This window comes from Klebsiella sp. 10-1 (assembly GCF_009758445.1).
GTDB classification, from domain to species: domain Bacteria; phylum Pseudomonadota; class Gammaproteobacteria; order Enterobacterales; family Enterobacteriaceae; genus Klebsiella; species Klebsiella scottii.
In genome coordinates this window covers 396,646-423,036 of the sequence record NZ_WQRE01000003.1, presented here as the reverse complement: position 1 = coordinate 423,036, position 26,391 = coordinate 396,646, and the positions used below count along the sequence as shown (strand labels likewise).

Annotated in this window: 25 protein-coding genes; 8 read left to right on the top strand and 17 right to left on the bottom strand. The window is 57.0% G+C overall.

Features of this window, described 5'->3' with window-relative positions; translation table 11 throughout:
- Window positions 1-9: 9 nt before the first annotated feature.
- The 7 genes from GO007_RS13915 to GO007_RS13885 form a co-directional block, all read right to left on the bottom strand.
- The gene (locus GO007_RS13915; protein WP_095100815.1) at window positions 10-486 is read right to left on the bottom strand and encodes a hypothetical protein; all 477 of its coding nucleotides are present in this window, start codon (window positions 484-486) and stop codon (window positions 10-12) included.
- 63 nt (window positions 487-549) lie between these two features.
- On the bottom strand, window positions 550-849 hold the full coding sequence (locus GO007_RS13910) for a DUF6945 domain-containing protein (RefSeq protein WP_143350166.1): 300 nt from the start codon (window positions 847-849) through the stop codon (window positions 550-552).
- Window positions 824-1,012, bottom strand: a complete 189-nt coding sequence (locus GO007_RS13905) for a hypothetical protein (RefSeq protein WP_143350165.1) — start codon at window positions 1,010-1,012, stop codon at window positions 824-826. The genes GO007_RS13910 and GO007_RS13905 overlap by 26 nt, the downstream gene beginning before the upstream one ends.
- 271 nt (window positions 1,013-1,283) lie before the next feature.
- Window positions 1,284-1,727, bottom strand: a complete 444-nt coding sequence (locus GO007_RS13900) for a hypothetical protein (protein ID WP_095100811.1) — start codon at window positions 1,725-1,727, stop codon at window positions 1,284-1,286.
- A 2,716-nt stretch (window positions 1,728-4,443) separates the two neighbouring features.
- Window positions 4,444-5,064 (bottom strand): DUF4145 domain-containing protein, encoded by a 621-nt coding sequence (locus GO007_RS13895; RefSeq protein ID WP_095100807.1) that lies wholly within the window; start codon window positions 5,062-5,064, stop codon window positions 4,444-4,446.
- A gap of 223 nt (window positions 5,065-5,287) precedes the next feature.
- Window positions 5,288-5,989, bottom strand: a complete 702-nt coding sequence (locus GO007_RS13890; protein ID WP_095101351.1) for a DNA N-6-adenine-methyltransferase — start codon at window positions 5,987-5,989, stop codon at window positions 5,288-5,290.
- Between the two features lie 20 nt (window positions 5,990-6,009).
- A complete protein-coding gene (locus GO007_RS13885; RefSeq protein WP_095101349.1) occupies window positions 6,010-7,368 on the bottom strand; it encodes a site-specific integrase in 1,359 nt (452 codons plus the stop codon).
- Between the two features lie 1,039 nt (window positions 7,369-8,407).
- Between GO007_RS13885 and GO007_RS13880 the strand changes: the two genes are divergently transcribed.
- Window positions 8,408-8,830: a universal stress protein gene (locus GO007_RS13880; protein WP_095100805.1), complete on the top strand. Its 423-nt coding sequence runs from the start codon at window positions 8,408-8,410 to the stop codon at window positions 8,828-8,830.
- Window positions 8,831-8,867: 37 nt separating this feature from the next.
- On the opposite strand, the gene GO007_RS13875 is transcribed toward GO007_RS13880, so the two are convergent.
- Complete coding sequence (locus GO007_RS13875; RefSeq protein ID WP_095100803.1) at window positions 8,868-9,791, bottom strand: LysR family transcriptional regulator; 924 nt, start codon at window positions 9,789-9,791, stop codon at window positions 8,868-8,870.
- A 124-nt stretch (window positions 9,792-9,915) separates the two neighbouring features.
- Between GO007_RS13875 and GO007_RS13870 the strand changes: the two genes are divergently transcribed.
- On the top strand, window positions 9,916-11,724 hold the full coding sequence (locus tag GO007_RS13870; protein WP_095100801.1) for an adenine deaminase: 1,809 nt from the start codon (window positions 9,916-9,918) through the stop codon (window positions 11,722-11,724).
- 2 nt (window positions 11,725-11,726) lie between these two features.
- Complete coding sequence (locus GO007_RS13865) at window positions 11,727-13,070, top strand: NCS2 family permease (RefSeq protein WP_095100799.1); 1,344 nt, start codon at window positions 11,727-11,729, stop codon at window positions 13,068-13,070.
- Here GO007_RS13865 and GO007_RS13860 read toward each other — a convergent pair.
- Window positions 13,067-13,981 (bottom strand): LysR family transcriptional regulator, encoded by a 915-nt coding sequence (locus GO007_RS13860; protein ID WP_095100797.1) that lies wholly within the window; start codon window positions 13,979-13,981, stop codon window positions 13,067-13,069. The genes GO007_RS13865 and GO007_RS13860 overlap by 4 nt on opposite strands.
- 176 nt (window positions 13,982-14,157) lie before the next feature.
- Here GO007_RS13860 and GO007_RS13855 point away from each other — a divergent pair, with 176 nt between their 5' ends.
- The gene (locus tag GO007_RS13855; protein ID WP_095100795.1) at window positions 14,158-14,475 is read left to right on the top strand and encodes an RcnB family protein; all 318 of its coding nucleotides are present in this window, start codon (window positions 14,158-14,160) and stop codon (window positions 14,473-14,475) included.
- A 113-nt stretch (window positions 14,476-14,588) separates the two neighbouring features.
- Here the strand turns inward: GO007_RS13855 and apbC are convergent, their stop codons facing one another.
- Entirely contained in the window at window positions 14,589-15,698 is a 1,110-nt protein-coding gene (apbC, locus tag GO007_RS13850) for an iron-sulfur cluster carrier protein ApbC (protein ID WP_095100793.1), read from the bottom strand.
- 153 nt (window positions 15,699-15,851) lie between these two features.
- On the opposite strand from apbC, the gene metG reads away from it, so the two are divergent.
- Window positions 15,852-17,885, top strand: a complete 2,034-nt coding sequence (gene metG / locus GO007_RS13845) for a methionine--tRNA ligase (protein ID WP_095100791.1) — start codon at window positions 15,852-15,854, stop codon at window positions 17,883-17,885.
- A gap of 150 nt (window positions 17,886-18,035) precedes the next feature.
- On the top strand, window positions 18,036-18,497 hold the full coding sequence (locus GO007_RS13840) for a YehR family lipoprotein (protein WP_095100789.1): 462 nt from the start codon (window positions 18,036-18,038) through the stop codon (window positions 18,495-18,497).
- Between the two features lie 50 nt (window positions 18,498-18,547).
- Here the strand turns inward: GO007_RS13840 and GO007_RS13835 are convergent, their stop codons facing one another.
- The 3 genes from GO007_RS13835 to GO007_RS13825 are packed head-to-tail and all read right to left on the bottom strand — an operon-like array spanning window position 18,548 to window position 21,473.
- The gene (locus GO007_RS13835) at window positions 18,548-19,018 is read right to left on the bottom strand and encodes a YehS family protein (RefSeq protein ID WP_095100787.1); all 471 of its coding nucleotides are present in this window, start codon (window positions 19,016-19,018) and stop codon (window positions 18,548-18,550) included.
- A gap of 53 nt (window positions 19,019-19,071) precedes the next feature.
- Window positions 19,072-19,791: a two-component system response regulator BtsR gene (gene btsR / locus GO007_RS13830; protein WP_095100785.1), complete on the bottom strand. Its 720-nt coding sequence runs from the start codon at window positions 19,789-19,791 to the stop codon at window positions 19,072-19,074.
- Window positions 19,785-21,473 carry a sensor histidine kinase gene (locus GO007_RS13825; RefSeq protein ID WP_095100783.1) on the bottom strand — a complete coding sequence of 563 codons (1,689 nt, stop codon included), beginning with the start codon at window positions 21,471-21,473 and terminating at the stop codon, window positions 19,785-19,787. Before GO007_RS13825 ends, btsR begins: the two co-directional genes overlap by 7 nt.
- Window positions 21,474-21,686: 213 nt before the next feature.
- On the opposite strand from GO007_RS13825, the gene GO007_RS13820 reads away from it, so the two are divergent.
- Window positions 21,687-22,418: a MerR family transcriptional regulator gene (locus tag GO007_RS13820; protein ID WP_095100781.1), complete on the top strand. Its 732-nt coding sequence runs from the start codon at window positions 21,687-21,689 to the stop codon at window positions 22,416-22,418.
- Window positions 22,419-22,477: 59 nt separating this feature from the next.
- The gene (locus tag GO007_RS13815; RefSeq protein ID WP_071844955.1) at window positions 22,478-22,591 is read left to right on the top strand and encodes a protein YohO; all 114 of its coding nucleotides are present in this window, start codon (window positions 22,478-22,480) and stop codon (window positions 22,589-22,591) included.
- Here GO007_RS13815 and GO007_RS13810 read toward each other — a convergent pair.
- From GO007_RS13810 to osmF, 4 genes are read right to left on the bottom strand one after another with little or no spacing between them, the layout of a single operon-like run.
- Window positions 22,566-23,303, bottom strand: coding sequence for an ABC transporter permease (locus GO007_RS13810; protein WP_095100779.1), 738 nt, complete (start codon window positions 23,301-23,303; stop codon window positions 22,566-22,568). The two genes, GO007_RS13815 and GO007_RS13810, sit on opposite strands and share 26 nt — an antisense overlap.
- Entirely contained in the window at window positions 23,287-24,234 is a 948-nt protein-coding gene (locus GO007_RS13805) for an ABC transporter ATP-binding protein (protein WP_095100777.1), read from the bottom strand. Before GO007_RS13805 ends, GO007_RS13810 begins: the two co-directional genes overlap by 17 nt.
- The gene (locus GO007_RS13800) at window positions 24,227-25,384 is read right to left on the bottom strand and encodes an ABC transporter permease (RefSeq protein ID WP_095101347.1); all 1,158 of its coding nucleotides are present in this window, start codon (window positions 25,382-25,384) and stop codon (window positions 24,227-24,229) included. Before GO007_RS13800 ends, GO007_RS13805 begins: the two co-directional genes overlap by 8 nt.
- Before the next feature lie 6 nt (window positions 25,385-25,390).
- Window positions 25,391-26,308, bottom strand: coding sequence for a glycine betaine ABC transporter substrate-binding protein OsmF (osmF, locus tag GO007_RS13795; RefSeq protein ID WP_095100775.1), 918 nt, complete (start codon window positions 26,306-26,308; stop codon window positions 25,391-25,393).
- Between the last annotated feature and the right edge of the window lie 83 nt (window positions 26,309-26,391).

The window sequence follows — 26,391 nt, the reverse complement described above, 5'->3', positions numbered from 1 at the left end:
TCCTCTACATTAAAAAGGCGGATCGTCTGGGTCAGCCGCAGCCGCCTCAGCCCTATAAATAGCGATCTGCGCGGCTGTCAGCCCAGTGGATTTACGGTTGATTGTTGGTATTTTATAGCCGGTTTCCACAACAACGGGCTGCGCCTCCTGGTTCACCTCATGATCACCATCGGCGCCATCATTGCCGCCGCTGTCGTCGTTAGATGCCACGCTAGATTGTTGTTCAGAAGCATCCGGGGCACTGCCAGAGGCCACACCAGGATTCTGATTAGTGGGTGTAGCAGCGGGTTGGTTAGTGGGTTCTGCCTGTTTTGCGGCCTGCTCTGCCTGTGTTTCTGCCTGCGGTATAGCCCCGTCATCGGATTTGCCATCTCCTTTAATCTCCTCGGATTTTTTGGTCTTCGTTTTCCTGCGTGTTTTCTTCCCGCTTGCACGGTCGTGATCCCAAGCCGGGGCACCCTTCCACTCCCCGTGGACAACCGCCAAAGACTCCGCTATGTCACTGAAAAAGTAGACCGTGTACGCTTCGCTGTTACCGATTTTCCCGGCCTATTCGACTAGGCCGATCTTTTTCAGCCCATCCAAAGAGCGCATCACCTTTTTTCTGTCCCAGCCCAGCGCCGCCGCCATTTCCCGTTGATCTTTATAAAATGACATCCCTCGGCTTGAGAAGCCCAGAAACTGGTTCAGCATGTAAATGTACAGGAGGCGCATTGCGTCCGTTACATCCACAATCTCACCCGTAGATCGGATGATCAGTTGTTTAGCACAGAGATAACGCATCTCTATTACGCCGTATCCCTCGCCTGGTGTACGCTGATTGTTAGTTTTTTCTGTCTCTGTGGTCACTCTTCCCTCGCTGGTCGTCTGTTTGATTGTCTGAGTTTGTTTTTTCGATGATCTTTGCTGCTGTTTGAAGCAGTTCGCTGCACATTTTCGCCATTGGCATGTCGCGGCGGTTAGCCTCTTTCAGCAACGTTCGGTACGTTTCATCTGGAAATGAAATATTCAATTATGCTTCTCCTCTTATTTACACAGGACAGATGAAGATTTTTTCATCTCGCGCTCCTGCTCGCGCTCTTGTAGCTGGCGGGCCATGTTGCGGCACATGGTGCTAATCAGACCGGGCAGCGGAACGTTCCTCGCGTCAGCGTAGCTGACGGAATATCTCGAATGTTTCATCATCAAGATGGATTTTCATGATTGCTCTCCTTGTATAGGCACAAACAAGCCTCGCCAGTGGTCGCCCAGAAGGCGAACCGGCTCAGGTTGTCAGCAATTATTTAAAGGGCGGCGGTAGGAAAGTCGCCAGTGATGGCGTAACCGTAGTTTTCCAGGTTTTCCACACCATCAGTGGCAATCAGGAACAGGATCACCTGCTCCAGCGTCACATCGAGATTCAGTTTCTCACGATACAGGCGGCGGTAAGTCTGGAGCACCGGGGCCAGAATCTCAGTCAGGGATTGACCATCAGCAAACTGGCGGGATAGCGGTTTCAGGATCGCCTTAATAGCACGAGCGCTCTTTGCCTTTTTCTTTTCCTGTTTCAGGATATGAAGTGCAACAGCCAGTTGCGGGTACTTCGCGTGTGCTGCGTCAGCGCCACCACTACGGCTAATGAAAGACCAAAGTGCGGTTTTGGTGTATGTGCCGTACATGATGGCGTCTGCGATCTGCTCGCCAGTCATGGTGGCTGGGGTGATGCGTTGGGATTTTGGTTTGTTCATTGGGTTCTCCGTTGAGTTATTGAAATTATTCTCGGAGGTCATTTGTACCCATTTGTCAGGAGCCATCACCGGGCGGCGACGCACCTTATTTGATTTAAAACCATTGTATCAGTAATCCCTGCAAATAGCAAGAAAAACTATAGAATACATTGATTTCGTTATCATACCATGACATAATCCTGATTTCAATGTCAAGATCATTTTAATTAACGCTAAAACGAGCTGTAAGGCTCTGTAAGCGATTCTACGGCCTTCTAACTAACACCCGCTACCATCGTATTACCTGATGCATTTAAATCGCTATACGGGCCACCTGTGAAGCCTCGGTTGGGTTGGCACGGTCTTTGGTTGCCATACCCGACCCCCACACCCTCGCGGCCCATAGACTCTCGACCTACGGTCTCGTGACATTGTTTCCAAATTACTGCGCGGGCTGTCGCCCTTGCTGCCCAAAAGGTGGCGAGCCTGTTCGGTCAGAACAGGATAACGAGTCACCGTATGGGCGATGCATATCGCGAAGCTTCGAGCGTAGCGACTGAACAAGGTCAGAAAGAACGATAGCCATCACAATGGCGATCTGAAAAGGTGTTGGTGTTGACCTTGTGTAAGGTCTTCACGGCCAGGGAAGACCGCATAAGGTTTTACTGATCTTATTGGTGTTTTTGATCTTATTTTAATATTGATCTTATTAGTGTCCTTTTTTGGGACATGGTTCATGTACCATTTTGGGACATGGTTCATGTACCATTTTGGGACATGGTTAATCTGTTACCGCTTACCTTTCTTCAGTGGTGGATTCCATTAGTAAAGGATCTTAACCAATGGATGTGGAAATTACCGGGAGACTATGGGGACACTATCTTGTCCCTACCCCCGGTGAAAATCACCTGGGTTACTCCTGCCATATCACCCCGCCACCTTGCGATCTTTTCTCAAAACAAATGCCACCAAATAGCCCAAAAACCTACCGTATTTCGACCTTTCAGGCCCTACTTAGGACACTCTCCGCGCGTGGAAGTGAACTCGCTATGGTGTGGAGGAAAGTAATTACAACAACGATCAAGTCTGAGCGCCGCGCAAGCCGGGGCTTCGTCAATTCTGTCTGCCGGTATCGTGGCTTGCCCCTTCAGATAGGGGCTAAACAACAATCACGATCTCCCCTCCCTTTTTGTCGAAAAACAATAAAAACCATTTAATTCTCAAAAGACATCGAAAAATCATCGCTTTTGAGGGGCCTGTATGCCTCTGTGAGTGGCGCAGCAATCACGGTCATATTGAGATGCAGATTGTGGGAAAACGTCGCAGAACGCGTTACATCGCGTTATAGAGGGCGTGGAGGGGTCTGGATGTGGTTCTGCTGTTTACATTGTTGGATGAGGCAAAGACCAGGGCCGGGAGCCGGGCCATATGGTCAGCCGCTGGCGGCATCTTGTGGGAATTGCGGCAGGCAGAAGGTAAAATGAGGCTGTCGCGCCGCATCAACTTTACACGCAGTCAGACGCCACCCAGATTGTGGGAAAATGTATCAAAACGAGCCGTTAGACCCGAAAAATCTCTATGCAAAAACAGCCCTCTTTTATTCACGAGTTATGCAGTAAGTTTCTGCCAATTCCCACGCATAAACCCTCGTAACAGCCCTTCCAGATTGATTGCATGGTGAGTGCCGATCGCGTGGTGCGGGTAACGTACATTATGTTAAATAGGGCCGAAATTTAACAAATTTAACATCTGTGCATGACCTTGATGCCTGTACGATATTTGAGCAGGATCGGTGTGAAAATTGAGGGGGCCATCAGCCCTGCTAGGCACTGCTGCGATTGCGCCTAAGATATTTCCCGCCCATCCGAGTACGATGTTAGGGGGATGCTGGAATGTGCCTCCGGCGGGGAGGCAATGTTGAGAATTGAGTAGCATCAGACCACGCAATCTATACATCTGCTGAATTCTTCAGCACTCGATCAAATTTTCATTTTTTTTTCTGATTTATTGACATCTTCGCCAGGCCTTATGCGACGTGGACTTCGCGATTATTCCCCTTCCACAACCTCAATCTAACGTCAAAATCAACTCTTGTACTAAAGATAATCCTTACTAGAATACTCATCATATAGGGGGTAGGGATTTTGATAAACCTATATGTAGTATTGGTGCCTGAATTATAGGCATAAAAAAACCGGAAGGTTTCCCATCCGGTTTATGAAGCATGACCGCCATGAGTCTGCAAACTCATAACGATTGTTAGCCTCTACATCAGTTTTGATTTCTTGATTGTGCCAGGCTTGGTTGGTCATGTAAATACTCAACTTAAATTGACGTAGGTATTTATAGATGACAACGTGTAAAAAACCGCATCGATACAATATCCTTTTCGATAGTCTACCTGACGACCAAGGTGGTGAAGGACGCCACAAATGTTGTGGGTGCGCTTATGAGCAGGGGTATCGCGCTGGCTTTGCCCGCACAGGGCAAACTAGGGTTGATTTGACTACGCTTCCTGATTTGGAGATTCTTCCTAATAGCCAAGCTGGTACTGTTCGCCATAAAAGCCCGCAAGCTGCATTTGCTGAGGGCTATCGCGATGGCGTTCGTGATTCGTACAAAAAGGCAAGCTAAGCTGTAACACTAGAGGAGGGTCTCCCTCCTCTCCCTTTCTATCGTGATTTTTGATCAAACGGTTTATGCCTGCGATCATTGCCTATAGAAAGGTGGTGCACTTTTATCCTGGAGTTTTGTCTCTTCCTTCAATGCCTTTCAATGCGTTAACTGGCATGCTCTGGAACATCGTCTCAATCTCTTTAGGTCTTGTGATACGATCGTCCACAATAATATTCAATAGCTTAAATAGACTATGCGTTAACTGTGGGTCATCATCAAGGTTGATTTCTCCGGGGTGCACAGCCTGATTTCCGACGATGCGGCAGATGTCCGCTGCCTGCTGGATACGAGGAGGCAATCCTTTCTCGACGAGAGACTTAATGTCAGCGTTAATGTTATTCCCAGGTTCTCCGAGATGGAGCATGAGTTTCTGGAGACATAAACGGAGAAGCGCCGCAGCTCCTTTAGGGGACAGGTTAACGATGCTTCTGGCTTCCATGTAGTCGGCCTTACAGTCCTCTGGCATATCTTGGTTGGGCATCTCAATGTTAGCTGAGGCTGGGATTATTAGATTACCGCAATGCCAAAAGGCTAATTCATTACATTGATAACATTGAGATGAACGCATTCCCGACCTTTCATTGTTTACCCAGAATATCTCCCAATTTTGTCTCGCGTAAACTCCGCAATGGGGGCAATTGAAAGCATTGCTATCATATGTAGCCGGAAAATAATCAGTCATTTACATCAACCTCTTAATACTTTCATTGCTGTTGTGATGATACTCCCCCAAAGCATGGAGAGTAAGCCGAACAATACAAAGGTTATTTTTGGTGCATATTTTGTGCAACTATCTGATTTCAGACAATACAAGTCAATAAGTGCCGTGGTGGGTACATCCATCGATTCTTTACCGCATAAAAATCATTCACTTTACGCCATATTGCATGGATATTATGGCGCAGTTAGACCAATCTTTGCACTACCCGCTGGACTGTTCGTAGGGGGATCGACAATGCCTCCGCTATCTGTTTGGCTGTCTGCCGTTTGTTGTCCCAGAGATTGATCACGCTATCGAGGGTCTGCCAGTCGTACACATTGGGCCTCCCCGGCTTACTTCCCCTACAGACCACTTCCAGTGGAAGTAACGTATCCGCACAGTTCACAGTGATCCGCTTATCACCGTTACACGGGATGCTTCTGTATATCACCACGGCAACCGGAAGCGGTGCTCTGATTGAGCTATTCCCTGTCTCTGGATGTAAGAATTTGGGACCACGATGCAGGAAGCGGATTTCGTGACAGTGGGGATTGCCCCAGACGTACCGCAACCACCACGAGGTCTGAGGGCGACACGGAATCATAAAAACAGATAGCTCAGGTTTATGAGCGTGAGCCAGGAACTCAGCCGCCAGGGAGAACGGAGGATTGCAGAAGACGCGATCCTCAATAGACCAGTCCTGTGTAAGAGCGTCATCATATTCCGACCAATACCGCTCACAGAGTGTGTTATCCGCGCTCGCTGCCGCATCCAGAGTAAACCCGCCGAACTCACGGGCGAGGTTTTTAAACATTCTGGGATTGGTGCGCCATGCATCTGAACCGCCCTGGTGTTTGCCGTGTCGGATATAGCGTCTCGTATCTGTTTTTAATAATAAACTTGGCATAATCATCTTTCCCAGACTAGTTAGGATTCCCAACGTAACCCATCTATTACATAGCAGACCGTGGATAGCGGGAACGTATGCAGATACCGCCGAGTAATTCCTGAGCCGCTTTTCTCATGGCCGACCACCTGTTGCAGGTGTGCCAAGTTTCCAACCCAGCCAGCTAAACAGGTTGAGATCATTGTATGCCGAAAGCTATGAACCAACCGCCGCTGCCCATAATCATCAAGATAAGGAATTCCAAGTTGATCACGGACATCCGCTAAAACCTTACCGATCTTCGGCATGTTCTTACCAGATACAGGCGAAAAGATTTTTTCCTTCCATTGGCGGTTAACGAAATCGAGGAAGCCCCACTCGATCAGCTTGGGATGGATCGCCACCTGCCGTGTGGCATTTTCCGTTTTGCCCTGCCCGCCTTCAGCGATCAGAAGATAGTGCCGCTGGCTGTCTTCATCATACTTGATCTGTGACTTCTCCAGCTTAGCGATCTCGCCTCTCCTGGCTCCAGTGTACGCCAACAACAATGTAACCCACTTCTGCCAGCCATCCGGCTGCTTGAGTGCCCACCCCACAAATTTTCTCATTTCTGCTGCGCTGTATGCGCCAAATCTCGCCTTAGATGGTGCAGCAACTACGCCATCAGTCGGAGACTTCTCCAGAATATCCTTGCTGTCAGTGAGAAAGGTCTTGAACAAAGATTTGTATATTTTGAGATGCTTATGAATCGCCTCAGCTCCCACTAAATCATCTGGTGGAACATCATCGCATTCAATCAGTTGCTGGATAGTCATTGCGCGGTACGGCTGAACAACACGCTTAGGCAGGTTCTCTACTACTTCCATCACCTGCTTAATATCTTGCTTAGTGATTGTCATTACGTCTGTTGATGACCCCAGGACAACAAGCAGCACTTCCATAAAACGCTCATTGGCTTGGGCAATTGCTTTAGTCCAGTTGCTGCCCTTCTCCTTTTTGTACATGTTCCAGGCGCCAGCCAGCGTTAGCACTTCCTTTTGTTCTGCTTGCTTCTGAGAGCCAAGAACTACCCCAGGCGCGACAACCTCCCGATATTCCTGCATTACAATCGGTTGAGTATCACGGCACTCGCCAATAAGAAATCGTTGTGTCAGCCACTGTTCATTCTGCTGCTTTAAGTGGTTACTGAAATCTGAAAGACGATCACCGAACTGATCCGGGTGGATGGTTCCACGCTTGACTAATGGAATAACCGGAGAGGCAAAAGACATCAGCAGTTGCGCCTGGCTATAGCTATCCGTCTCTAACGACCGACGGAAATATTTATTACCAGACAGGCGAAAGCTGACGTAGTAGATCCCGTTACGGATGATGGTGTGATTGATAGATGTGTGTGCCATTTTGTTTGTCTCAGCGAGTGACAACATAACAAAATGAGGAGAAAAAAACTGACAAGTCTTTGATTTATATCTTGGATAATCGCCAGGACTACGCTGGCATTATCCAGATCAGGTGGTACGGGTATTTCTCAGCCTTCAACGAAGAAGGGCACCCCGAGTCATTTAATTCAAAATCAAAAACTTGCGATTAACATTCCGTTAATCTCTGATCAGGATAATGCCATCGGGAAGTCAAAGACACAACCTTTCTAAAAACAGCATACGTCCCGCCAGTGACCCATGTTGGGGACCACAAGAGCAAACCAAAACACGCGGCATCCCCGGTGGCGCTATCGCGATATGTCGAGATAATGAGCTACAAAATGTAGAAAATGTGAAGATTGTCATTGACAACTCGGGATTTAGGAAAACGCTGAATAGAAATTCATAACGGAATGATAATCTGTCTACTCCAGTTCAGGAGTTGAAGATGAAAAAAATAATCCTTTTCGTGCTTGTAGTAGCAAGTGTCTCCAGTTTATCCGGATGTATCATGCCCTGGTGGGGACCAGGTGGCGGAGGCGGCGGTGGCGGAGGTCCGATGCAAGGGCCTGGTGGTGGCGGTGGCGGTGGATTTGGTGGAGGTCATGGTCCGGGCTGAATCTAAAACACAGGCATAAAAAAACCGGACGGGAAACCGCCCGGTTTAGTTGATCTTATTCGTTCTTTTCTCATTAAGATAATGCCGAATAGCGCTATCGAATCCGTAATTTTGAATACGATCAAGCAGGCTGGAACGACGACAATCAGGCCGACATTAATAATCGCGTCGTCGTTTGTACCGTCTAAAATCCACTGCATCAACGGCAGGTTGCCAGTGGACTGACCCCGCCGCCGCTCGTGGGGGATGCTTTACCGTTTTCCAGCCCCCGGAACATGCGCTTCCCGCCCTGATTTCCCTGCCCTTTTTACGCACATATCGATTTGCTTTCGCCGCTACCCGGGCACAAGATTAGCAGTGGGAATAATGTTTTGCGCAGATAACCAACCGAGGTGGGCTATGTCCGTTTATCACCATGCGCTGGTGCTGATTAACAGCAGCACTGACGGGGTTCCGCTGCTTCAGCACGCGGCTAAAATGGCCGAAGAGAACGCCATGAAGATAACCATCGCCCATATCAGTACCGACTATCGGGCGCTGAACTATGTTTCCGACAGCCTGATGGATGATGACGTCTCGCAGGAGGTGATCCAGGCCAAAGCCCTGCTCAACGAACTGGCTACCACCGTCGCTCTGCCGGTGCAGACGCTGGCGCTGGTCACCGCCCGCCGCTTTGCCGACGTCGAGGAGTGCGTGCGCCAGCGCAATATCGATTTGATTATTGCCGGCCACCGCAACCGCCTGCTGGGGGTGATGGCTTCCCGCTCGCTCGAGTACATCAATCACCTCAGCGTGGACGTGCTGATTAAGCACCTGCCCTGACCCAGCGCTGCGGCCTCCCCGAAAGAGTGGCGGCTGATTACGGATTCACTTCCCGCAGCGAACTCAGCAGCAACGCGAAGCTGGACTCAATCAGCGGCGGTAGCGGCTGCGGCCCGCGCATTAGCGCCACGGTGCGGCTCAGCGCGGGCTGCTGCAACTGGGCTATCTTCAGCTGCGGATCGCATAAATGAGTGGTATAGAGCTCGGGCAGAATGGCTATCGCCAGGCGCGACCGCACCAGGCCATACAGCGTTTCGATATAGTCCACCTGATAGCGCGTATTCAGCGTCAGGCGATGGCTCTCCGCCAGCGCCCCCACCAGCCGCTGGATATTGCCTTTCGAGAACACCGCGATTTCGCGACCGGCCAGCAGCTTCCACGGCAGATGCGGCTGGCTGGCGAGCGGATCGTCGCCGTGCAGCACCGCCACAAACGGGTCCTCACGCAGCGGATAAACCTGCAGCTCTGCGGGCAACGAGCTGTCGATGGCGCCCACGGCGAAATCAATCTGCCCGCTCAGCAGTTCGCGCACCAGCGCGTCGTTGGCCCGATCGTGAAACTCGACCCGCAGGCGCGGAAAGGTCTCGGCCAGGGTCTGCGGCAGCAGGGGAAAAAGCAGCGAGCTGACCGACGGCATCAGCCCAATGCGCACCGTACCGTCGCCGCCGGCTTCGACAATCTGCCGCATATCATCAAACGCCAGTTGGGCCACGCTCAGCACGCGCTGCGCGTGGGGCAGGATCGCCGCGCCCAGTTCGGTTAGCGTGACCGAAGAGGCGGTGCGGTTCACCAGCTTGCCGCCGAGCACCGCCTCCACCTGCCGCAGCGCGCTGCTCAGCGCCGGTTGGCTGATGGCCAGCCGGTTGGCGGTATCGGTAAAATGACGCAGCTGCGCCAGGGTAACAAAATACTGTAGCTGCTTGAGAGAAAGCGCGGGCAGCCGCTGCCACGGTTCGGTCATGTTATCCATCGCTGAGAGTGAGCAGGCAGAATAACCCGAGCTTATCGGGCGATAAATTTATTCATCTGGGCAAACGTTTGCTGTGCCCCTAGAGTATCGCCATTATCCTTGTGCCGGAGTTGTTATGTCCAGCAGTGCTGAAAACCGCCGCCGCGCCGTGCAGGCCGCCCGGGGCGAATTGCCGTTCGACCTCTTACTCACCGGGGGACAGATCGTTGATATGGTCACCGGGGAAATCCGCGCCGCCGACGTCGGCATCGTCGGAGAGATGATTGCCAGCGTCCACCCGCGCGGTAGCCGCAGCGATGCCGCGGAATCCCACGACCTGCGGGGCGCATACCTCTCTCCGGGGCTGATGGATACCCACGTCCACCTCGAAAGCTCCCATCTGCCTCCCGAGCGCTACGCGGAAATCGTCCTCGCCCAGGGAACGACGGCGGTATTTTGGGATCCGCACGAGCTGGCCAACGTTCTCGGCGTGGAGGGCGTGCGCTACGCCGTTGCCGCCAGCCGCAATCTGCCGCTGGAGGTGATGGTCGCCGCCCCCTCCAGCGTCCCGTCCACGCCTGGGCTGGAGATGTCCGGCGCCGATTTTGCCGGAGAAGAGATGACCACCATGCTGGCGTGGCCGGAAGTGCGCGGCGTGGCGGAAGTGATGGATATGCACGGCGTGCTGCACGCCAGCGAGCGGATGCAGGAGATAGTCCAGGCGGGTCTCAACAGCGGCAAGCTGATTGAAGGCCACGCCCGCGGGCTGAACGGCGCGGATCTGCAGGCCTATCTGGCCGCCGGCGTCACCTCCGATCATGAGCTTACCTCGGCGGAGGATGCGCTGGAAAAGCTGCGCGCCGGCCTGACGCTGCAGATTCGCGGCTCGCACCCCTATCTGCTGGAGGATATCGTCAAGGCGCTGAAAACCCTGCCGCATCTCTCCTCGCAAATCACCGTCTGCACCGACGATGTGCCGCCGGATATGCTGCTGGAAAAAGGCGGCATTATCGCCCTGCTAAACCTGCTGATTGGGCACGGCCTGCCGGCCACCGATGCCCTGCGTTTCGCCACGCTGAACGCGGCGATCCGCCTGCAGCGCCATGACTTAGGCCTGATTGCCGCCGGCCGCCGCGCGGACCTGGTGGTGTTTCCCGATCTGGATGAGCTGCAGGCGCGCGAGGTCTATGTCGCCGGGAAGCTAATTGCCCGGGACGGACAGCTGCACCAGCCCATTCCTGCGGCCACCGACGTCACGCCGCCGCGCGATACCCTGCAGCTTGCGCCGCTGAGCGCCGACGACTTTATCCTCAAGGTCGGCGGTATTCGCCACGGCGTCGCCCGCCTGCGGCATATTCGCGGCGCGCGTTTTACGCAGTGGGGGGAAGTTGAGGTGCAGATCCGCGACGGCAGCGTCCAGCTGCCCGACGGCTTCAGCCTGATTTGGGTCAAGCACCGCCACGGGCGCCATCAGGCGACGCCGCAGATTGCCCTGCTTGAGGGCTGGGGCGAGCTGCGCGGGGCGATTGCCACCAGCTACTCCCACGACTCGCACAACCTCGTGGTGCTCGGGCGAGACGCCGAAGAGATGGCGCGGGCCGCCAACCGGCTGATCGCCTCCGGCGGCGGCATGGCGCTGGCGCAGCGGGGAGAGATTCTGGCCCACGTCGCCATGCCGATTGCCGGGATGCTTTCCGACCTGCCGGCGCCGGAGCTTGCGCGCCAGTTCCGCGAGCTGCGCGATCTGAGCGCCGAAATTGCCGACTGGGAGCCGCCGTATCGGGTGTTTAAGGCCATCGAGGGGACCTGCCTCGCCTGTAACGCCGGGCCGCATTTGACCGATTTGGGTTTGACCGACGGCACCACCCGCCGGATCGTCGACCCGCTGATAGCCTGCCGGGAAACCCCGGAGCATACCAACAACAATAATCACCACGGAGCCTGATAATGGCTGACAACACACTTCCTGCATCAACCCGGGGCAGCTGGCTGGAACGGCGATTTTCCCTCTACTCACGCGGCAGTACGCTGCGTACCGAGTGCCTGGCGGGGGTCACCGGCTTTCTCGCCGCCGCCTATCTGCTGGTGGTTATTCCCGGCCTGCTGGCGGTAGGCGGGATGGATAAAGGCGCGGTTACCACCGGAACGATTCTGGTCTTCGTCGCCGGAACGCTGCTGATGGCGTTCTACGCTAACCTGCCGTTTATCGTCGGCCCCGGCATCGGCGGATCGGTGCTGGTGGGCGTCACCCTGGCCGGTAGCGAAGGTATCGGCTGGCAAATCGGCCTCGGCATCGCCTGCTGGTCCGGAATTCTGTTTTTCCTGTTGACCAAATTCGGCCTGCGCGAGGTAGTGACCCGCTCGGTGCCGCAGTCGATCAAGCTGGGGCTAACGGCCTCCATCGGGCTGTTCGTGGCGGTTCTCGGCTTTCGCAACGCCGGCCTGGTGCTGGCGAATGCGAAAACCAACGCCCTGATGCTCGGCGATTTCCTGGCCCCCGGCGCGCTGGTGGCGCTGTGCGGCCTGTTTCTCGCCATTGCGCTGCAGGCACGGCGCATTCCGGGCGCGATTCTGTGGGCCATCCTCGTTGCCACCCTCGTGGGGATCCCGGCCGGCGTCACCCGGCTGCCGACCAGCTTTATCGCCATGCCGCACTCGCTGACGCCGGTGCTCGGTCACGTCGATATGCTCGGCGCGCTGAATATCGCCTTTCTGCCGTTTCTGTTTATCTTTTTCGCCTCTGAGTTCTTCTCCACCATGGGGACAACTCTGGCGGTAGGCGGCGAGGCGGGCCTGCTGGATGAGGAGGGCAATATGGTGCACATCAACCGGCCGTTTATGGTCGACTCCATCGCCGCAGCTATCGGGCCGTGGGTCGGTATTCCGGCAGCCACCGCGCTGATTGAGTCCTCCGCGGCGGCCGAAGCGGGCGGCAAAACCGGGCTGACGGCGCTGGCGGCGGCGGTGATGTTCCTGCTGATGCTGCTGTTTACCCCGATTGCGCTGATGATCCCTAAAGAGGCCACCGCGCCGGCGCTGATCCTGATTGGTCTGAATATGTTCAGCGGTCTGCGCAAGGTCGATTTAGCCAACTTTACCGACGGGCTGCCGGTGTTAATGATGGTGATGATCACCCTTATTGCCAACAGCTTTGGTACCGGCATCGCCGGCGGGCTGCTGTTCTATATCGTGATTAAGGCCGTTGCCGGAAAGTGGCGCGAGATCCCGTTAGGGCTGTGGATCCTCGCGATTCCGCTGGTCTACTACTTCGCGACGCTGGTAAGGCACTAAGGCGCCGGGCGCTGGTTCTGCAGCGCCTCGCAGCGGGCCTTCACCTCTTCATACAGCAAACGCACCGCGGCAGAGAGCTGCTTGCGGTGCGGGCAAATCATATTCAGCGGCACCCGGTCGCCCTGATACTGCGGCAGGAGAACCTTCAGCCGCCCGGCGCGAATATCGTCGCTGACGTCGAGCCAGGATTTGTAGGCAAACCCCTCCCCGGCAATCGCCAGACGGCGAATCACTTCCGCATCGTCGCTGACGATAACGCCAGAAACCTGCACGTGCTGAACCTCCCCCGCCAGGCTTAATGACCAGCGATCGAACTGCCTGCCGCGCAGCACGTACAGCAGAGCGTTACGCTGCGCCAGCTCCTCCAGGGTCTGCGGTTCGCCGTGTTCGGCGATCCACGCCGGGGAGGCCACCAGCACCCGGCGGTTTTCCGGGGCGACGGGCAGCGAGATAAACGAGGCGTCGTCGTTATCGCCATAGCGAAACGCCACGTCTACCGGATCTTTAAACACGTCGGTGCGATGATCGGAGAACAGGATGCGCAGCCTGAGCTCCGGGTAGCGCTGGCGAAAGGCGCGAAACACCGTCAGCAGCAGATTGCGCCCAAGGTCGGAGGGCACCGCAATTTGCAGCGTGCCGCGGATTTCGTCATCCGGCAGCTGGATTTTTTGCAGCCCGGCGTGCAGGGTGTCGAGCATCTGCGTCGCATAGGGCAGCCAGGTCTCCCCTTCGGGGGTCAGGCGCAGGCTGCGGGTTGAGCGGGCAAAAAGACGGATATTCAGCGTGGTCTCCAGACGCTTAATCGCCGCGCTCACCTGCGCCGGCTGCTGCCCGACCTCCCGCGCCGCGCCGCTAAAGCTGCCGAGCGCCGCCGCGCGGACAAATAACGTCAGATCTTCCAGCCTGAACATATTAACTCCCACCTCCGAATCGCCGGACTTTTCCTAAAACTGGCGCAGTTCGCTGAATCGCGTAACCGGCACCATCGTTTGCTTACATTTTTAATCAACCAGTACTTGCCATCGCCGTCATGCTTCGGAATGATACGAGGCTGCGATTTTGTGTCCAGGATAATAATGAGGAATTTATGCGTAAAACAAAAATGCTGCTTCTGGGCGTACTGCTGGCGAGCGCCGGCGTCGTTGGGTCGGTTTCCGCCGCCGATCTGCAGAAATATGAGCTGGACGGCGTTACCTCCGACTTCCAGCAGTTTCGCGTAGGCGATACCGTACCGGCGCTGTATATGACCCCGGAGTACACCATTAAGCAGTGGCAGCAGCGCCACCTGCCTGCGCCAGACGTTAACACCCACTGGACCTACATGGGCGGCAGCTATGTGCTGGTCACCGAGCCTGAAGGTAAAATTGTCAAAATTTACGACGGCGAGATTTTCTACCAGCACTGATTGCAAGGCTCACGCAGCGCGCAGCGGCCGCTAGCCGCAACGAAAAACGCCCGGTCCTTCTGCTGCTCCCGCATGGCGCAGCGAAGTCCCGGGCGTTGTTTTACGCGCGGCGGTTAAACCGCGCGGAAGGCGATCTCGCTGGGAATAACCTCACCTTGCCAGTAGAGCTGGGCCGCCACGCGCCCTGCCAGCTGGCGATAGATATCGGTAAACTCGCTTTCCGGGCGGGCGATCACCGTCGGGGTACCGTTATCCAGGTCCTCACGCAGATGAATGTGCAGCGGCAGCTGGGCCAGCAGCTGGGTATGATATTGCTCCGCCAGCTTCTGCGCGCCGCCGGTGCCAAAGATAGGCTCATGGTGACCACAGTTGCTGCAAATATGCATGCTCATGTTCTCCACGATACCCAGCACCGGCACCTCCACTTTTTCGAACATCACAATGCCCTTTTTGGCATCGATCAGCGCGATGTCCTGCGGCGTGGTGACCACAACCGCGCCGGTCACCGGGATGTTCTGCGCCAGCGTCAGCTGAATGTCGCCGGTGCCTGGCGGCATATCCAGCACCAGGTAGTCGAGATCCGGCCACAGCGTCTCCTGCAGCATCTGCATCAGCGCCTTGCTGGCCATCGGGCCGCGCCACACCATAGCGTTGTCGTCAGTCACCAGATAGCCGATCGAGTTGGTGGCGAGGCCGAATTTCATAATCGGCGCCATATGGGTGCCGTCCGGCGAGGTGGGGCGCTGATCTTCCGCGCCCAGCATGGTAGGAATCGACGGGCCGTAAATATCGGCGTCGAGAATCCCGACCTTGGCCCCTTCCGCCGCCAGCGCCAGCGCGAGGTTAACCGCCGTAGACGATTTCCCGACCCCGCCCTTACCGGAGCTCACGGCAATAATATTCTTCACGCCGTTGACGCCCGGCTGGTTTTTCACCCGCTTCAGGGTGGCGATGCTGTGCGTCAGCTTCCAGTCGATAGCCTGGGCGCCGGTAATGCGCAGCAGATCGGCGCTGCACTGCTCTTTCAGGGCTTCAAAAGCGCTGTGCCAGACGAACGGCATCTGAATCTCGATATGCACGGTGTCGTCCAGCCAGGCGACGTGGTGCAGCGCCTTCAGCGCGGTGAGATTGTGCTTCAAAGTGGGGTGCTGAAAATTAGCCAGCGTTCCGGCGACCATCGCGCGTAGACGTTCGGGGGATTTGGCCTGGGATTGCGAATTCATCCCGACTCCTTTGTTGTTATGAGATGCTTTCAGTAATGATTGAGTTTATCACAGCTGGGGATTATCCATATATGGTCAGCCATTTATGGCGCACCCAGTGCCCTTTTGGTAATATCAAAAGCCCTTTTTACAACAGAAGATGTAATGCTCACTATGACTCAAGTCGCGAAGAAAATTCTGGTAACGTGCGCGCTGCCGTACGCCAACGGCTCAATCCACCTCGGCCACATGCTGGAGCACATCCAGGCTGATGTCTGGGTCCGTTACCAGCGAATGCGCGGCCACGAGGTCAACTTCATCTGCGCCGACGACGCCCACGGCACGCCGATCATGCTGAAAGCCCAGCAGCTTGGCGTCTCTCCGGAGCAGATGATTGGCGAGATGAGTCAGGAGCACCAGGCCGATTTTGCCGGCTTCGACATTAGCTACGATAACTACCACTCCACGCACAGCGACGAAAACCGCGAGCTGTCGGAGCTTATCTACTCGCGCCTGAAAGAGAACGGTTTTATTAAAAACCGCACCATCTCTCAGCTCTACGATCCGGAAAAAGGGATGTTCCTCCCTGACCGTTTCGTGAAGGGGACCTGCCCGAAATGTAAATCACCGGATCAGTACGGCGATAACTGCGAAGTGTGCGGCGCGACCTACAGCCCGACCGAGCTGATCGAGCCGAAATCGGTGGTTTCCGGCGCGACGCCGGTGATGCGTGAATCCGAGCACTTCTTCTTCGACCTGCCGTCGTTTAGCGAAATGCTGCAGGCGTGGACCCGCAGCGGCGCGCTGCAGGAGCAGGTGGCGAATAAGATGCAGGAGTGGTTCGAGTCTGGTCTGCAGCAGTGGGACATCTCCCGCGATGCGCCGTACTTCGGTTTCGAAATTCCCAACGCGCCGGGCAAATACTTCTACGTCTGGCTGGACGCGCCGATCGGCTACATGGGTTCATTCAAAAACCTGTGCGACAAACGCGGCGATAGCGAAAGCTTTGACGCCTACTGGAAGAAAGATTCCGCCGCCGAGCTGTATCACTTTATCGGCAAGGATATCGTCTACTTCCACAGCCTGTTCTGGCCGGCGATGCTGGAAGGCAGCGGCTTCCGCAAGCCGACCAACCTGTTCGTTCACGGCTACGTGACGGTCAACGGCGCGAAGATGTCTAAATCGCGCGGAACCTTCATTAAAGCCAGCACCTGGCTGAACCACTTTGACGCCGACAGCCTGCGCTACTACTACGCCGCCAAGCTCTCTTCGCGCATCGACGATATCGACCTCAACCTCGAAGACTTCATTCAGCGCGTCAACGCCGACATCGTCAACAAGCTGGTTAACCTCGCGTCGCGCAACGCCGGCTTTATCGCCAAACGCTTCGACGGCGTGCTGGCCGCTGAGCTGGCCGATCCGGCGCTGTACAAAACCTTCACCGATGCGGCAGCAAGCATTGGCGAAGCGTGGGACAGCCGCGAGTTCGGTAAAGCCATCCGTGAAATCATGGCGCTGGCCGACGTGGCTAACCGCTACGTTGACGAGCAGGCTCCGTGGGTAGTCGCCAAACAGGAAGGCCGCGATGCCGATCTGCAGGCTATCTGCTCCATGGGCATCAACCTGTTCCGCGTACTGATGACCTGGCTCAAGCCGGTCCTGCCGCAGCTGACCGCCCGCGCCGAAGCGTTCCTCAACAGCGAGCTGAGCTGGGATGCGATCCAGCAGCCGCTGCTGGCGCATAAGGTCAACACCTTCAAAGCGCTGTATAACCGCATCGAAATGAAGCAGGTTGAGGCGCTGGTAGAGGCATCGAAGGAAGAGGTGAAGGCGCTCTCGGCTCCGGCCACCGGCCCGCTGGCGGACGATCCGCTGCAGGAAACCATCAGCTTTGATGATTTTGCCAAAGTGGATATGCGCATTGCGCTGATCGAAAACGCCGAATTCGTCGACGGTTCCGACAAGCTGCTGCGCCTGACGCTGGATATCGGCGGCGAGAAGCGCAACGTCTTCTCCGGCATCCGTAGCGCCTACCCCGATCCGCAGGCGCTGATTGGTCGTCTGACGGTGATGGTCGCTAACCTCGCGCCGCGCAAGATGCGCTTCGGCATCTCCGAAGGAATGGTGATGGCGGCGGGCCCTGGCGGGAAAGATATCTTCCTGCTCAGCCCGGACAGCGGCGCCCAGCCTGGTCAACAGGTCAAATAATCTCCGCGTAAAACGCTGCCCCGGCAGCGTTTTTTTTGCCTGAAGCCTCTCCCGGCAGGCTCTTTAATTTGCACGCCCTGCTAATAAGAACAATAATCAATACGCTATTCTGACAACGGAACGGTATTAATATCAACACAGGGAACCGGGATGAAATATACACACAAGCTCACCGCGCTTGCCGTCGTCGCTCTGCTGACCACGGCGCTGACCGCCTGCGACAATAAAAAAGAGCAGAGCAAAACCTTTAACCGCGCGGCCGAAGGCGTCGAACTCAGTTTTACCTATTATTATGAGGGCGACAAAGTCCTGCGTCAGGACGCCAACAACATCATCCCCTATAAAACCATCGGCGCCAGCAATGAAGAGCAGGCGCGGGCCATTATTGAACCGATGAGCAGCGTTTATCGCAGCATAAAGGGGGTGGAGCAAACCATCGACTATAAAGACAGCTATGCGCAGGAACACCTGAGCGTCGATTTTAACGAGGCGAAAATCAGCGAACTGTGCAAGCTACCGGGATCGATGTTCACCGACTGCTCGCGGCAGTTTGTTTCGATGTCCGTGTCGAAAAAACTACTCGAAGAGCAGGGTTTTCAGGAAGTGAAGTAGGCCGTAGCCCGGCTAAGCGCTGCGCCAGCCGGGCCGCCTGATGCAGAAACTCAGGGTTTGGCGGCGTGCACGCGCTCGGTCAGACCGCGCAGGAAATAGCGCAGGAACTGGTCGCCGCACTCGCGGAAGTTTTTATGCTCCGGCGCGCGCATCATGGCGGTAATTTCCGGCATTGAGACGCGGAACTGCTGCTGGGTCAAAATGGCGAGAATATCGTCGGTCTTCAGAGAGAAGGCAATGCGCAGCTTTTTCAGCACGACATTGTTATTCACCCGACGCTCAACCGCCAGCGGCGGCGCGGACTCATCTTTACCGCGTTTGTCGTAAATCAGACCATTCAGGAAGATCGACAGGACGATATCCGGACAGCGCTGGAAGCCGTCCTCGTCCTCTTTTTTCAGCCACGGTACCAGCTGCTCTGCGCTGACGACGGAATCGCCGAGCGCAAAAATACGCACCAGGCCATTATTATTGGTTTTCAAGGTGTAGCGCAGGCTACGTAGGATATCGTTGCTGATCATAATGCCTTCATGATGAAAAATACTGGCGCTAAGTCTACCACGATTCTGCCGTTTTACAGACCAATCGCCTCTTTCAGGCTTTTTAAGTAGCGGCGGCTAACCGGCACCGTATGCCCGGCGCGCATCAGCAGCTCGGCCTGGCCGTTCTCCTCCAGACGAATCTCCTTCAGGTGGGCCATATTGACCAGATACTGACGGTGGCAGCGCAGCAGCGGCGTTCGGCTCTCGAGGGTGCGCAGGGTCAGCTCGGTGAAGCCCTCCTTCCCTTCGCTGTCGGTGACGTAAATACCGCTCATCCGGCTGCTGACAAACGCCACGTCCTCCATCTGCAGCAGCCAGATCCGGCTATGGCCGCTGCAGGGGATATATTTCAGCGCCTGCTGAGCGCCGTCGAGTAGCGAAATGTCCTGCAGGCTGCGCTCCTGGCGCAGGCGAGCCAGAGTTTTATCCAGCCTGGCGGCCTCAATCGGCTTGAGCAGATAGTCAAACGCGTGCTCTTCGAACGCCTTAACCGCATATTCGTCGAAGGCGGTAAGGAACACGATATAGGGCCGGTGCTCGGGGTCGAGCATGCCGACCATCTCCAGCCCGCTGATGCGCGGCATCTGGATATCGAGGAACAGCACGTCCGGGCGCAGCTTGTGCACCGCGCCAATCGCCTCAACGGCGTTACCGCACTCCCCCACGACCTCAATATCGCTCTGCGCTTCCAGCAAAATACGCAGGTTTTCACGCGCCAGCGGCTCATCATCAACGATTAATACTTTTAACACGCGCTCTCCTCCACGGGCAGTCGCAGCGTAACTCGGGTAAAGCGCTCGGCTTCACAGGTCACGGTAATTCCACACTCAGCGCCAAATCGCGCCCGCAGCCGCCGGTCCACCAGGCTCATGCCGAGTCCGCTGGCGTCCGGATTGGCCTGATACAGCCCGGCGTTATCTTCGATATCCAGCTGCAGCCAACGCGCGTCCTGGCTGGCGCGAATGATAATCTCGCCCACGCCAAGATGCTGCGAGGTGCCGTGCTTAATGGCGTTTTCCACGATCGGCTGCAGCGTAAACGCCGGTAGCTGGTGATGCGCCAGCGCGTCGGGCACCAGCATCTGAATCTGTAGATTGGCCTGAAAACGCGCTTTTTCAATCTGCAGATAGGCATTCACATGCTCAATCTCATCCGCCAGGGTGACAATTTCCGACGGCCGCTTCAGGTTTTTGCGAAAGAAGGTCGACAGATACTGCACCAGCTGGCCGGCCTGATCGCTGTCGCGGCGAATCACCGCCTTGAGGGTATTCAGGGCGTTGAACAGAAAGTGTGGATTAACCTGGGCATGCAGCAGCTTAATTTCCGACTGGGTTAACAGCGCCTTCTGTCGTTCATACTGCCCGGCAAGAATTTGCGCCGACAGCAGCTGGGCAATCCCCTCGCCCAGCGTACGGTTGATTGAGCTGAACAAACGGTTCTTCGCCTCATACAGTTTGATGGTGCCAATCACCCGCTGGTTCTCGCCGCGCAGCGGGATCACCAGCGTTGAGCCGAGCTTGCAGTGCGGGTGGATGGAGCAGCGGTAGGGAACCTCGTTGCCGTCGGCGTATACCACTTCGCCGCTTTCGATCGCCTTTTGGGTGTAGAGGGAGGAGATAGGCTTGCCGGGAAGATGATGATCGTCGCCGATGCCGGTGAAGGCCAGCAGCCGGTCGCGATCGGTAATCGCCACCGCGCCGATATCCAGCTCCTGGATAAGCACCTGCGCCACCCGCATGCTGTTCTCTTCGTTAAACCCCTGGCGCAGGATCCCCTCCGTCGAGGCCGCGACCTTCAGCGCGGTAGCGGAAAACGCCGAGGTGTATTTTTCAAACATCGCCCGCTTATCGAGCAGGATACGCATAAACAGCGCGGCGCCAACGGTGTTAGTGACCATCATCGGCGCGGCAATGCTCTGAACCAGATGGAGGGCGTCCTGAAACGGGCGCGCGATCAGCAGGATAATCATCATCTGCACCAGTTCGGCAAAGAAGGTGATCGCTCCGGCGGTCAGCGGGCTAAAGACCTTATCCGGCCGCCCGCGCTTCACGAGGATGCTGTGCACCAGCCCGCCAAGCAGCCCTTCGACAATGGTCGAAACCATGCAGCTTAGCGCGGTCATTCCGCCAAGGGAGTAGCGATGCAGCCCGCCGGTCAGCCCCACGAGGCCACCGACCACCGGCCCGCCGAGCAGGCCGCCCATTACCGCGCCGATGGCCCGGGTATTGGCGATAGAGTCTTCAATATGCAGACCGAAGTAGGTCCCCATAATGCAGAAAATTGAGAAGGTAACGTAGCACAGCAGCTTGTGCGGCAGACGGACTGTGACCTGCATCAGGGGAATGAACAGCCGCGTCTTGCTCATCAGCCACGCGATAACTAAAAAGACGCACATCTGCTGGAGCAGCAGCAACACCAGATCGAACTCGTACATACCCGCAGACCACACATCACCTGAAAGCGCGTAACATACACCGCCCCGGCAAATCTTTCTTTGAAGCGCTACAAGAAAATGAACATTCATGGCCGCGATCACACTTCTTAGCGCCTCGCCCTCGGCGAAAAGAACAAAAAATAAGCAAATATTTCCCCTTCCCCAAACAGCTTCTACAGTTATAAGGAGGAGAATTCTGCGGGAGGGGAAGAGATGACGCTTTATACGATTGGTGAAGTGGCGCAGCTTTGTGACGTTAACCCGGTAACGCTTCGCGCCTGGCAACGGCGCTACGGTCTGCTCAAACCTCAGCGTACCGACGGCGGCCACCGCCTGTTCAACGAGCAGGAGATTGACCGCATCCGCGAAATTAAGCGCTGGATTGACTCCGGCGTTCAGGTAGGAAAGGTCAAAACGCTGCTCGCCGACAGCGACCCGCAGGAGGAAGGCGGCTGGCGCGAACAGCAGGAGATCGTACTGACGCTGCTGCACGACGGCAGCTACCGTCGTCTGCGGTCGTGGATTAAAGAGCGCAGCCACAGCTATCCGGCGCACACCCTGGTCAACCACCTGTTTGTTCCTTTACGCCATCGCCTGCTTAGCCCCCAGCCGACGCTTATCGCGCTGCGCGGCATTCTCGACGGGGTCCTCATCAGCCACATTGCGCAAAGCCTGGCCAGCGCCTGGAAGCACCCCGGCAGCCACGCGCTGGTCGTGGGCTGGAACACCGGCGATATCGCCCGGCTGTGGCTGGAGGGCTGGGTGGCCAGCGAACAGGGCTGGCGGGTCGACGTCGTCGCCCACTCGCTGACGCAGATTCGCCCGGAGCTGTTCCCCGAGAGCACCCTGCTGGTGTGGTGCGGCGAAACGCCCGCTCCCGCCGAGCAGGAACAGCTGCTGGAGTGGCAGCAGCAAGGGCGCGCGATCTGGCTAAATAGCAATTAATGTTTCATTAACACCTGCGCTTCACCGTATAATCGCCCCGTTAACATCAGGAGCCTATTATGAAGCCAGCAAAAATTGCGGTTATTACCCTGTTCTTATTTATGGCTATCGGCGGGATCAGCGGCGTTATGCTTGCCGGTTACTCCTTTATCGTTCGCGGCGGTGTCGGCTGATTCGCTGATTCAGCCGCTCAAACCCACGATCGACCACGATCGCCGCCAGCGCCACCAGCAGCGCCCCTTGCAGCACATAGGCGGTATTAAACCCGCTCAGGCCGATAACAATCGGCGTGCCGAGGGTATTGGCCCCGACCGTTGAGGCAATCGTCGCCGTCCCTATATTGACGATCGTCGAAGTACGAATACCGGCCAGCATCACCGGCGCCGCCAGCGGCAGCTCGACTTTTACCAGCCTCTGCCAGCGGGTCATTCCCATTCCCTGCGCAACCTCAAGAACCCCCGAGGGCACAGCGCTCAGGCCCGCCAGCGTGCCCTGCAGCACCGGCAGTATGCCGTACAGCGCCAGCGCAATCAGCGCCGGTTCCCAGCCAAACCCCATAACCGGAACGGCAATCGCCAGAACCGCCACCGGTGGAAAGGTCTGCCCCATTGCGGCAATGGTCTCCACCAGCGGGCGAAATTCGCGGCCCGCGGGGCGCGTTACCGCAATCCCCGCCCCAACGCCGATAAGGGTTGCCGCGAGGCTGGAGAGCGCCACCAGCCAGCAGTGGGCGAGGGTCAGCGAAAGAAAGCTCTGCTGCTGATAGACCGGGCGCGGCAGTTCCGGAAACAGAGCGCTAAACAGCGGCGCGCTGTAGGGGAGCGCCAGCAGAATGGCGATAAACAGCGCCAGCAGCCACAGCAGCGGATCACGCAGAACCTTCATGCCGTACCTCCTCGCGCAGCAGATCGGCAAAATGCAGCGTCCCGCACGCGGCCCCCCGTTCATCCACCACCGGCAGCACCTCGCGACGGTGGGCCACAAACAGCGACAGCGCCTCGCGCAGCGTCATCGCCACGTTCAGGGTATCTCCGGCGAGACGTTCATCGCGGCGCAGATAGTCGGCGACGCCGCGCAGCGACAGCAGGCGAACGCCAAGCTCGCTGCGGCCAAAAAAGGTCTCGACAAAGTCATTCTTCGGCTGCAGCAGCATCTGCAGCGGCTCCCCCTGCTGCACGACTTCACCGCCGTCCATCAGCACCAGGTGATCCGCCAGCCGCAGCGCTTCGTCAATATCGTGGGTGACCAGCACGATCGTGCGCCCCAGCAGCCGGTGAATACGGATCATCTCCTGCTGGAGCGCCTCGCGGGTCACCGGATCGAGCGCGCCAAAGGGCTCGTCCATCAGCAGAACCTCAGGATTTGCCGCCAGCGCCCGCGCCACGCCGACCCGCTGCTGCTGGCCGCCGGAAAGCTGATGCGGATAGCGCGCCCGCAGCGTGGCCTCCAGCCCCAGCAGCGCCATCAGTTCATCAACCCGCTCCGCCACTTTCCGCCGCGGCCACTTCTGCAGCTGCGGGACGGTGGCGATATTCTGCGCCACCGTCCAGTGGGGAAACAGGCCGATCGACTGGATGGCGTAGCCCATCCGCCGACGCAGCGCCAGCACCGGCTGCTCGCGGATATCCTGGCCGGCGAAGCGGATAGTGCCGCTGTCGTGCTCAACCAGCCGGTTGATCATCTTCAGCGTCGTCGACTTGCCCGAACCGGAGGTGCCGATCAGCACCGAGAACGCCCCCTCGCGCAGGTGCAGATTGAGGTTTTTCACCGCCGGCTGCCCGGCAAAAGATTTGTTTACGCCGTCAAATTCAATCACCCGCCTCTCCTTTTAGCAACGCGCCCCACAGCGCAAAAAGCGCATCCACCACCACCGCCAGCGCAATCGTCGGGATCACCCCAAGCAGCACCAGATCCAGGGCGCTGCTGAGCAGGCCCTGGAACACCAGAGCGCCGAATCCCCCGGCGCCGATCAGCGCGGCCACCACCGCCATGCCGACGGTTTGTACGCTTACCACCCGCAGGCTGCGCAGCAGTATCGGCAGCGCCAGCGGCAGCTGTACGTGCCAGAAGCGCTGGCCGCCGCTCATGCCCATCCCCGCCGCGCTTTCCAACGCTTCGCGCGGCACCTGCTGCAGGCCGGTGACCACCCCGCGCACCAGCGGCAGCAGAGCGTAGAGCACCAGCGCAATCAGCGCGGGCGCCGTTCCGGTGCCGGAGATACCGGCCTCAGCCAGCGCGGGAAAGCGGCGCGTCAGGCCGGCAAGCGGCGCGATCAGCAGGCCAAATAGCGCCACCGAAGGGATCGTTTGAATGACGTTGAGGCAGGTAAACACCGACGCCTGCCACCGCGGCTGCCGCCAGAGCCACACGCCCACCGGGACTCCGATGAGCAGAGCGGGCAGCAGCGTGCCGAGCAGCAGGAGCACATGCTGGCGCAGGGCATCGTCAAAGATATCCTGGCGGTTGGCGTACTCTTTTAGCAGCGATAGCGAGTCAAGCATCCCCGTCGCCAGCAGGATGCAGGGAATTAGCCAGATTTGCGCATTGAGCAGCCAGCGCCACAGCGCCCGGGCGGTCAGGCGCCGTATCGCATCGCTGGCCAGCAGCAGGCACAGCGCCAGCGAAAACCACAGCCCGCTGCCCGGCGAAGTGCGCGCCAGCGACGACCCGCTTTGCGCCAGCTGTAGCGCCGCCTGCCCGGCCCCGAACCACAGCAGCGGCAGCAGCGCATCGGCTATCAGGAAGGTTAACAGCAGCGGTAAGCGCCCGGGCAGCGCGCAAAGCAGCAGTACGGCCATCGCCATGCCCAGCTGCGCGGCGGCCAGCCACGGCCAGCTCTGCCACAGCCAGCGCGCCTCTCCGGAGAGTAGCCGGTTCGGCGCATAGTTCACAAACGGCAGAGCCACCATCATCAGCAGTAAAAGCGCCAGCAGCAGCGAAACGCGGTTATAGCAACGAATAGCCACCAAAACCTACTTCAACAGCCCTTTTTGCTGCAGATAGTCTGCGGCAACTTTCTTCGCATCCAGCCCTTCCACCGCAATGCTGGCGTTGAGCTGCTGCAGCGTTTTTTCGTCAAGGCTGGCGAAGACCGGCTGCAGCCACTGCGCCATCTGCGGATAGGCCTTCAGCACCGCTTCGCGCACCACCGGCGCCGGGGCATAGATCGGCTGCACGCCTTTCGGGTCGCTCAGCGTTTGCAGCCCGAGCGCGGCCACCGGCCCGTCGGTACCATAGGCCATCGCCGCGTTGACGCCGGAGGTCTGCTGCGCCGCCGCCTTGATGGTCACCGCCGTGTCGCCGCCCGCCAGCGACAGCAGCTGGTTTTGATTAAGCTTGAAATCGTAGGCCTTTTCAAAGGCCGGGAGCGCATCCGGGCGTTCGATAAACTCGGCGGAAGCCGCCAGCTTGAATTCACCGCCCTTTTGCAGATAGCTGCTCAAATCGGCCAGCGAAGTGAGGTGGTTTTTTTCCGCCAGATCCTGACGCACGGCGATGGTCCAGGTATTGTTGGCCGGCGCAGGCGTTAGCCAGATCAGCTTATTCTTCTCGCCGTCCAGGGTTTTGACCTTCTCATAACCCTGCTGCGCGTTTTTCCACGCCGGGTCGTTCTCCTGCTTAAAGAAGAAGGCCCCGTTGCCGGTATACTCGGGGTAAATATCTAATTCACCCGCGGTAATGGCGCCGCGTACCACCGGCGTGGTGCCAAGCTGAATTTTATTCACCGTCTTCACGCCGTGGCTTTCCAGAACCTGCAAAATAATATTGCCCAGCAGCGCCCCTTCGGTATCAATTTTTGAGCCAACTTTGACCGGCTCCGCCGCCTGCAGCGGCAGGCTCACCAGGGCCGCCAGCGCGAGGGCGCCCGACCATTTGCTTGCAATCATCATCCCGCTTCCCTCTTTAATTTGCGCTCCATTTACAGAAGCTTAAGAGAAAAGAGTAGCCCAAATGCGCAGTGAGAGGAAAAGAA

Coding starts and splice junctions, on each gene's coding strand:
- GO007_RS13900 (WP_095100811.1), bottom strand. CDS start 1,727: ATGAACAAACCAAAATCCCAACGCATCACCCCAGCCACCATGACTGGC.
- GO007_RS13895 (WP_095100807.1), bottom strand. CDS start 5,064: ATGACTGATTATTTTCCGGCTACATATGATAGCAATGCTTTCAATTGC.
- GO007_RS13890 (WP_095101351.1), bottom strand. CDS start 5,989: ATGCCAAGTTTATTATTAAAAACAGATACGAGACGCTATATCCGACAC.
- GO007_RS13885 (WP_095101349.1), bottom strand. CDS start 7,368: ATGGCACACACATCTATCAATCACACCATCATCCGTAACGGGATCTAC.
- GO007_RS13880 (WP_095100805.1), top strand. CDS start 8,408: ATGTCCGTTTATCACCATGCGCTGGTGCTGATTAACAGCAGCACTGAC.
- GO007_RS13875 (WP_095100803.1), bottom strand. CDS start 9,791: ATGACCGAACCGTGGCAGCGGCTGCCCGCGCTTTCTCTCAAGCAGCTA.
- GO007_RS13870 (WP_095100801.1), top strand. CDS start 9,916: ATGTCCAGCAGTGCTGAAAACCGCCGCCGCGCCGTGCAGGCCGCCCGG.
- GO007_RS13865 (WP_095100799.1), top strand. CDS start 11,727: ATGGCTGACAACACACTTCCTGCATCAACCCGGGGCAGCTGGCTGGAA.
- GO007_RS13860 (WP_095100797.1), bottom strand. CDS start 13,981: ATGTTCAGGCTGGAAGATCTGACGTTATTTGTCCGCGCGGCGGCGCTC.
- GO007_RS13855 (WP_095100795.1), top strand. CDS start 14,158: ATGCGTAAAACAAAAATGCTGCTTCTGGGCGTACTGCTGGCGAGCGCC.
- apbC (WP_095100793.1), bottom strand. CDS start 15,698: ATGAATTCGCAATCCCAGGCCAAATCCCCCGAACGTCTACGCGCGATG.
- metG (WP_095100791.1), top strand. CDS start 15,852: ATGACTCAAGTCGCGAAGAAAATTCTGGTAACGTGCGCGCTGCCGTAC.
- GO007_RS13840 (WP_095100789.1), top strand. CDS start 18,036: ATGAAATATACACACAAGCTCACCGCGCTTGCCGTCGTCGCTCTGCTG.
- GO007_RS13835 (WP_095100787.1), bottom strand. CDS start 19,018: ATGATCAGCAACGATATCCTACGTAGCCTGCGCTACACCTTGAAAACC.
- GO007_RS13825 (WP_095100783.1), bottom strand. CDS start 21,473: ATGTACGAGTTCGATCTGGTGTTGCTGCTGCTCCAGCAGATGTGCGTC.
- GO007_RS13820 (WP_095100781.1), top strand. CDS start 21,687: ATGACGCTTTATACGATTGGTGAAGTGGCGCAGCTTTGTGACGTTAAC.
- GO007_RS13815 (WP_071844955.1), top strand. CDS start 22,478: ATGAAGCCAGCAAAAATTGCGGTTATTACCCTGTTCTTATTTATGGCT.
- GO007_RS13810 (WP_095100779.1), bottom strand. CDS start 23,303: ATGAAGGTTCTGCGTGATCCGCTGCTGTGGCTGCTGGCGCTGTTTATC.
- osmF (WP_095100775.1), bottom strand. CDS start 26,308: ATGATGATTGCAAGCAAATGGTCGGGCGCCCTCGCGCTGGCGGCCCTG.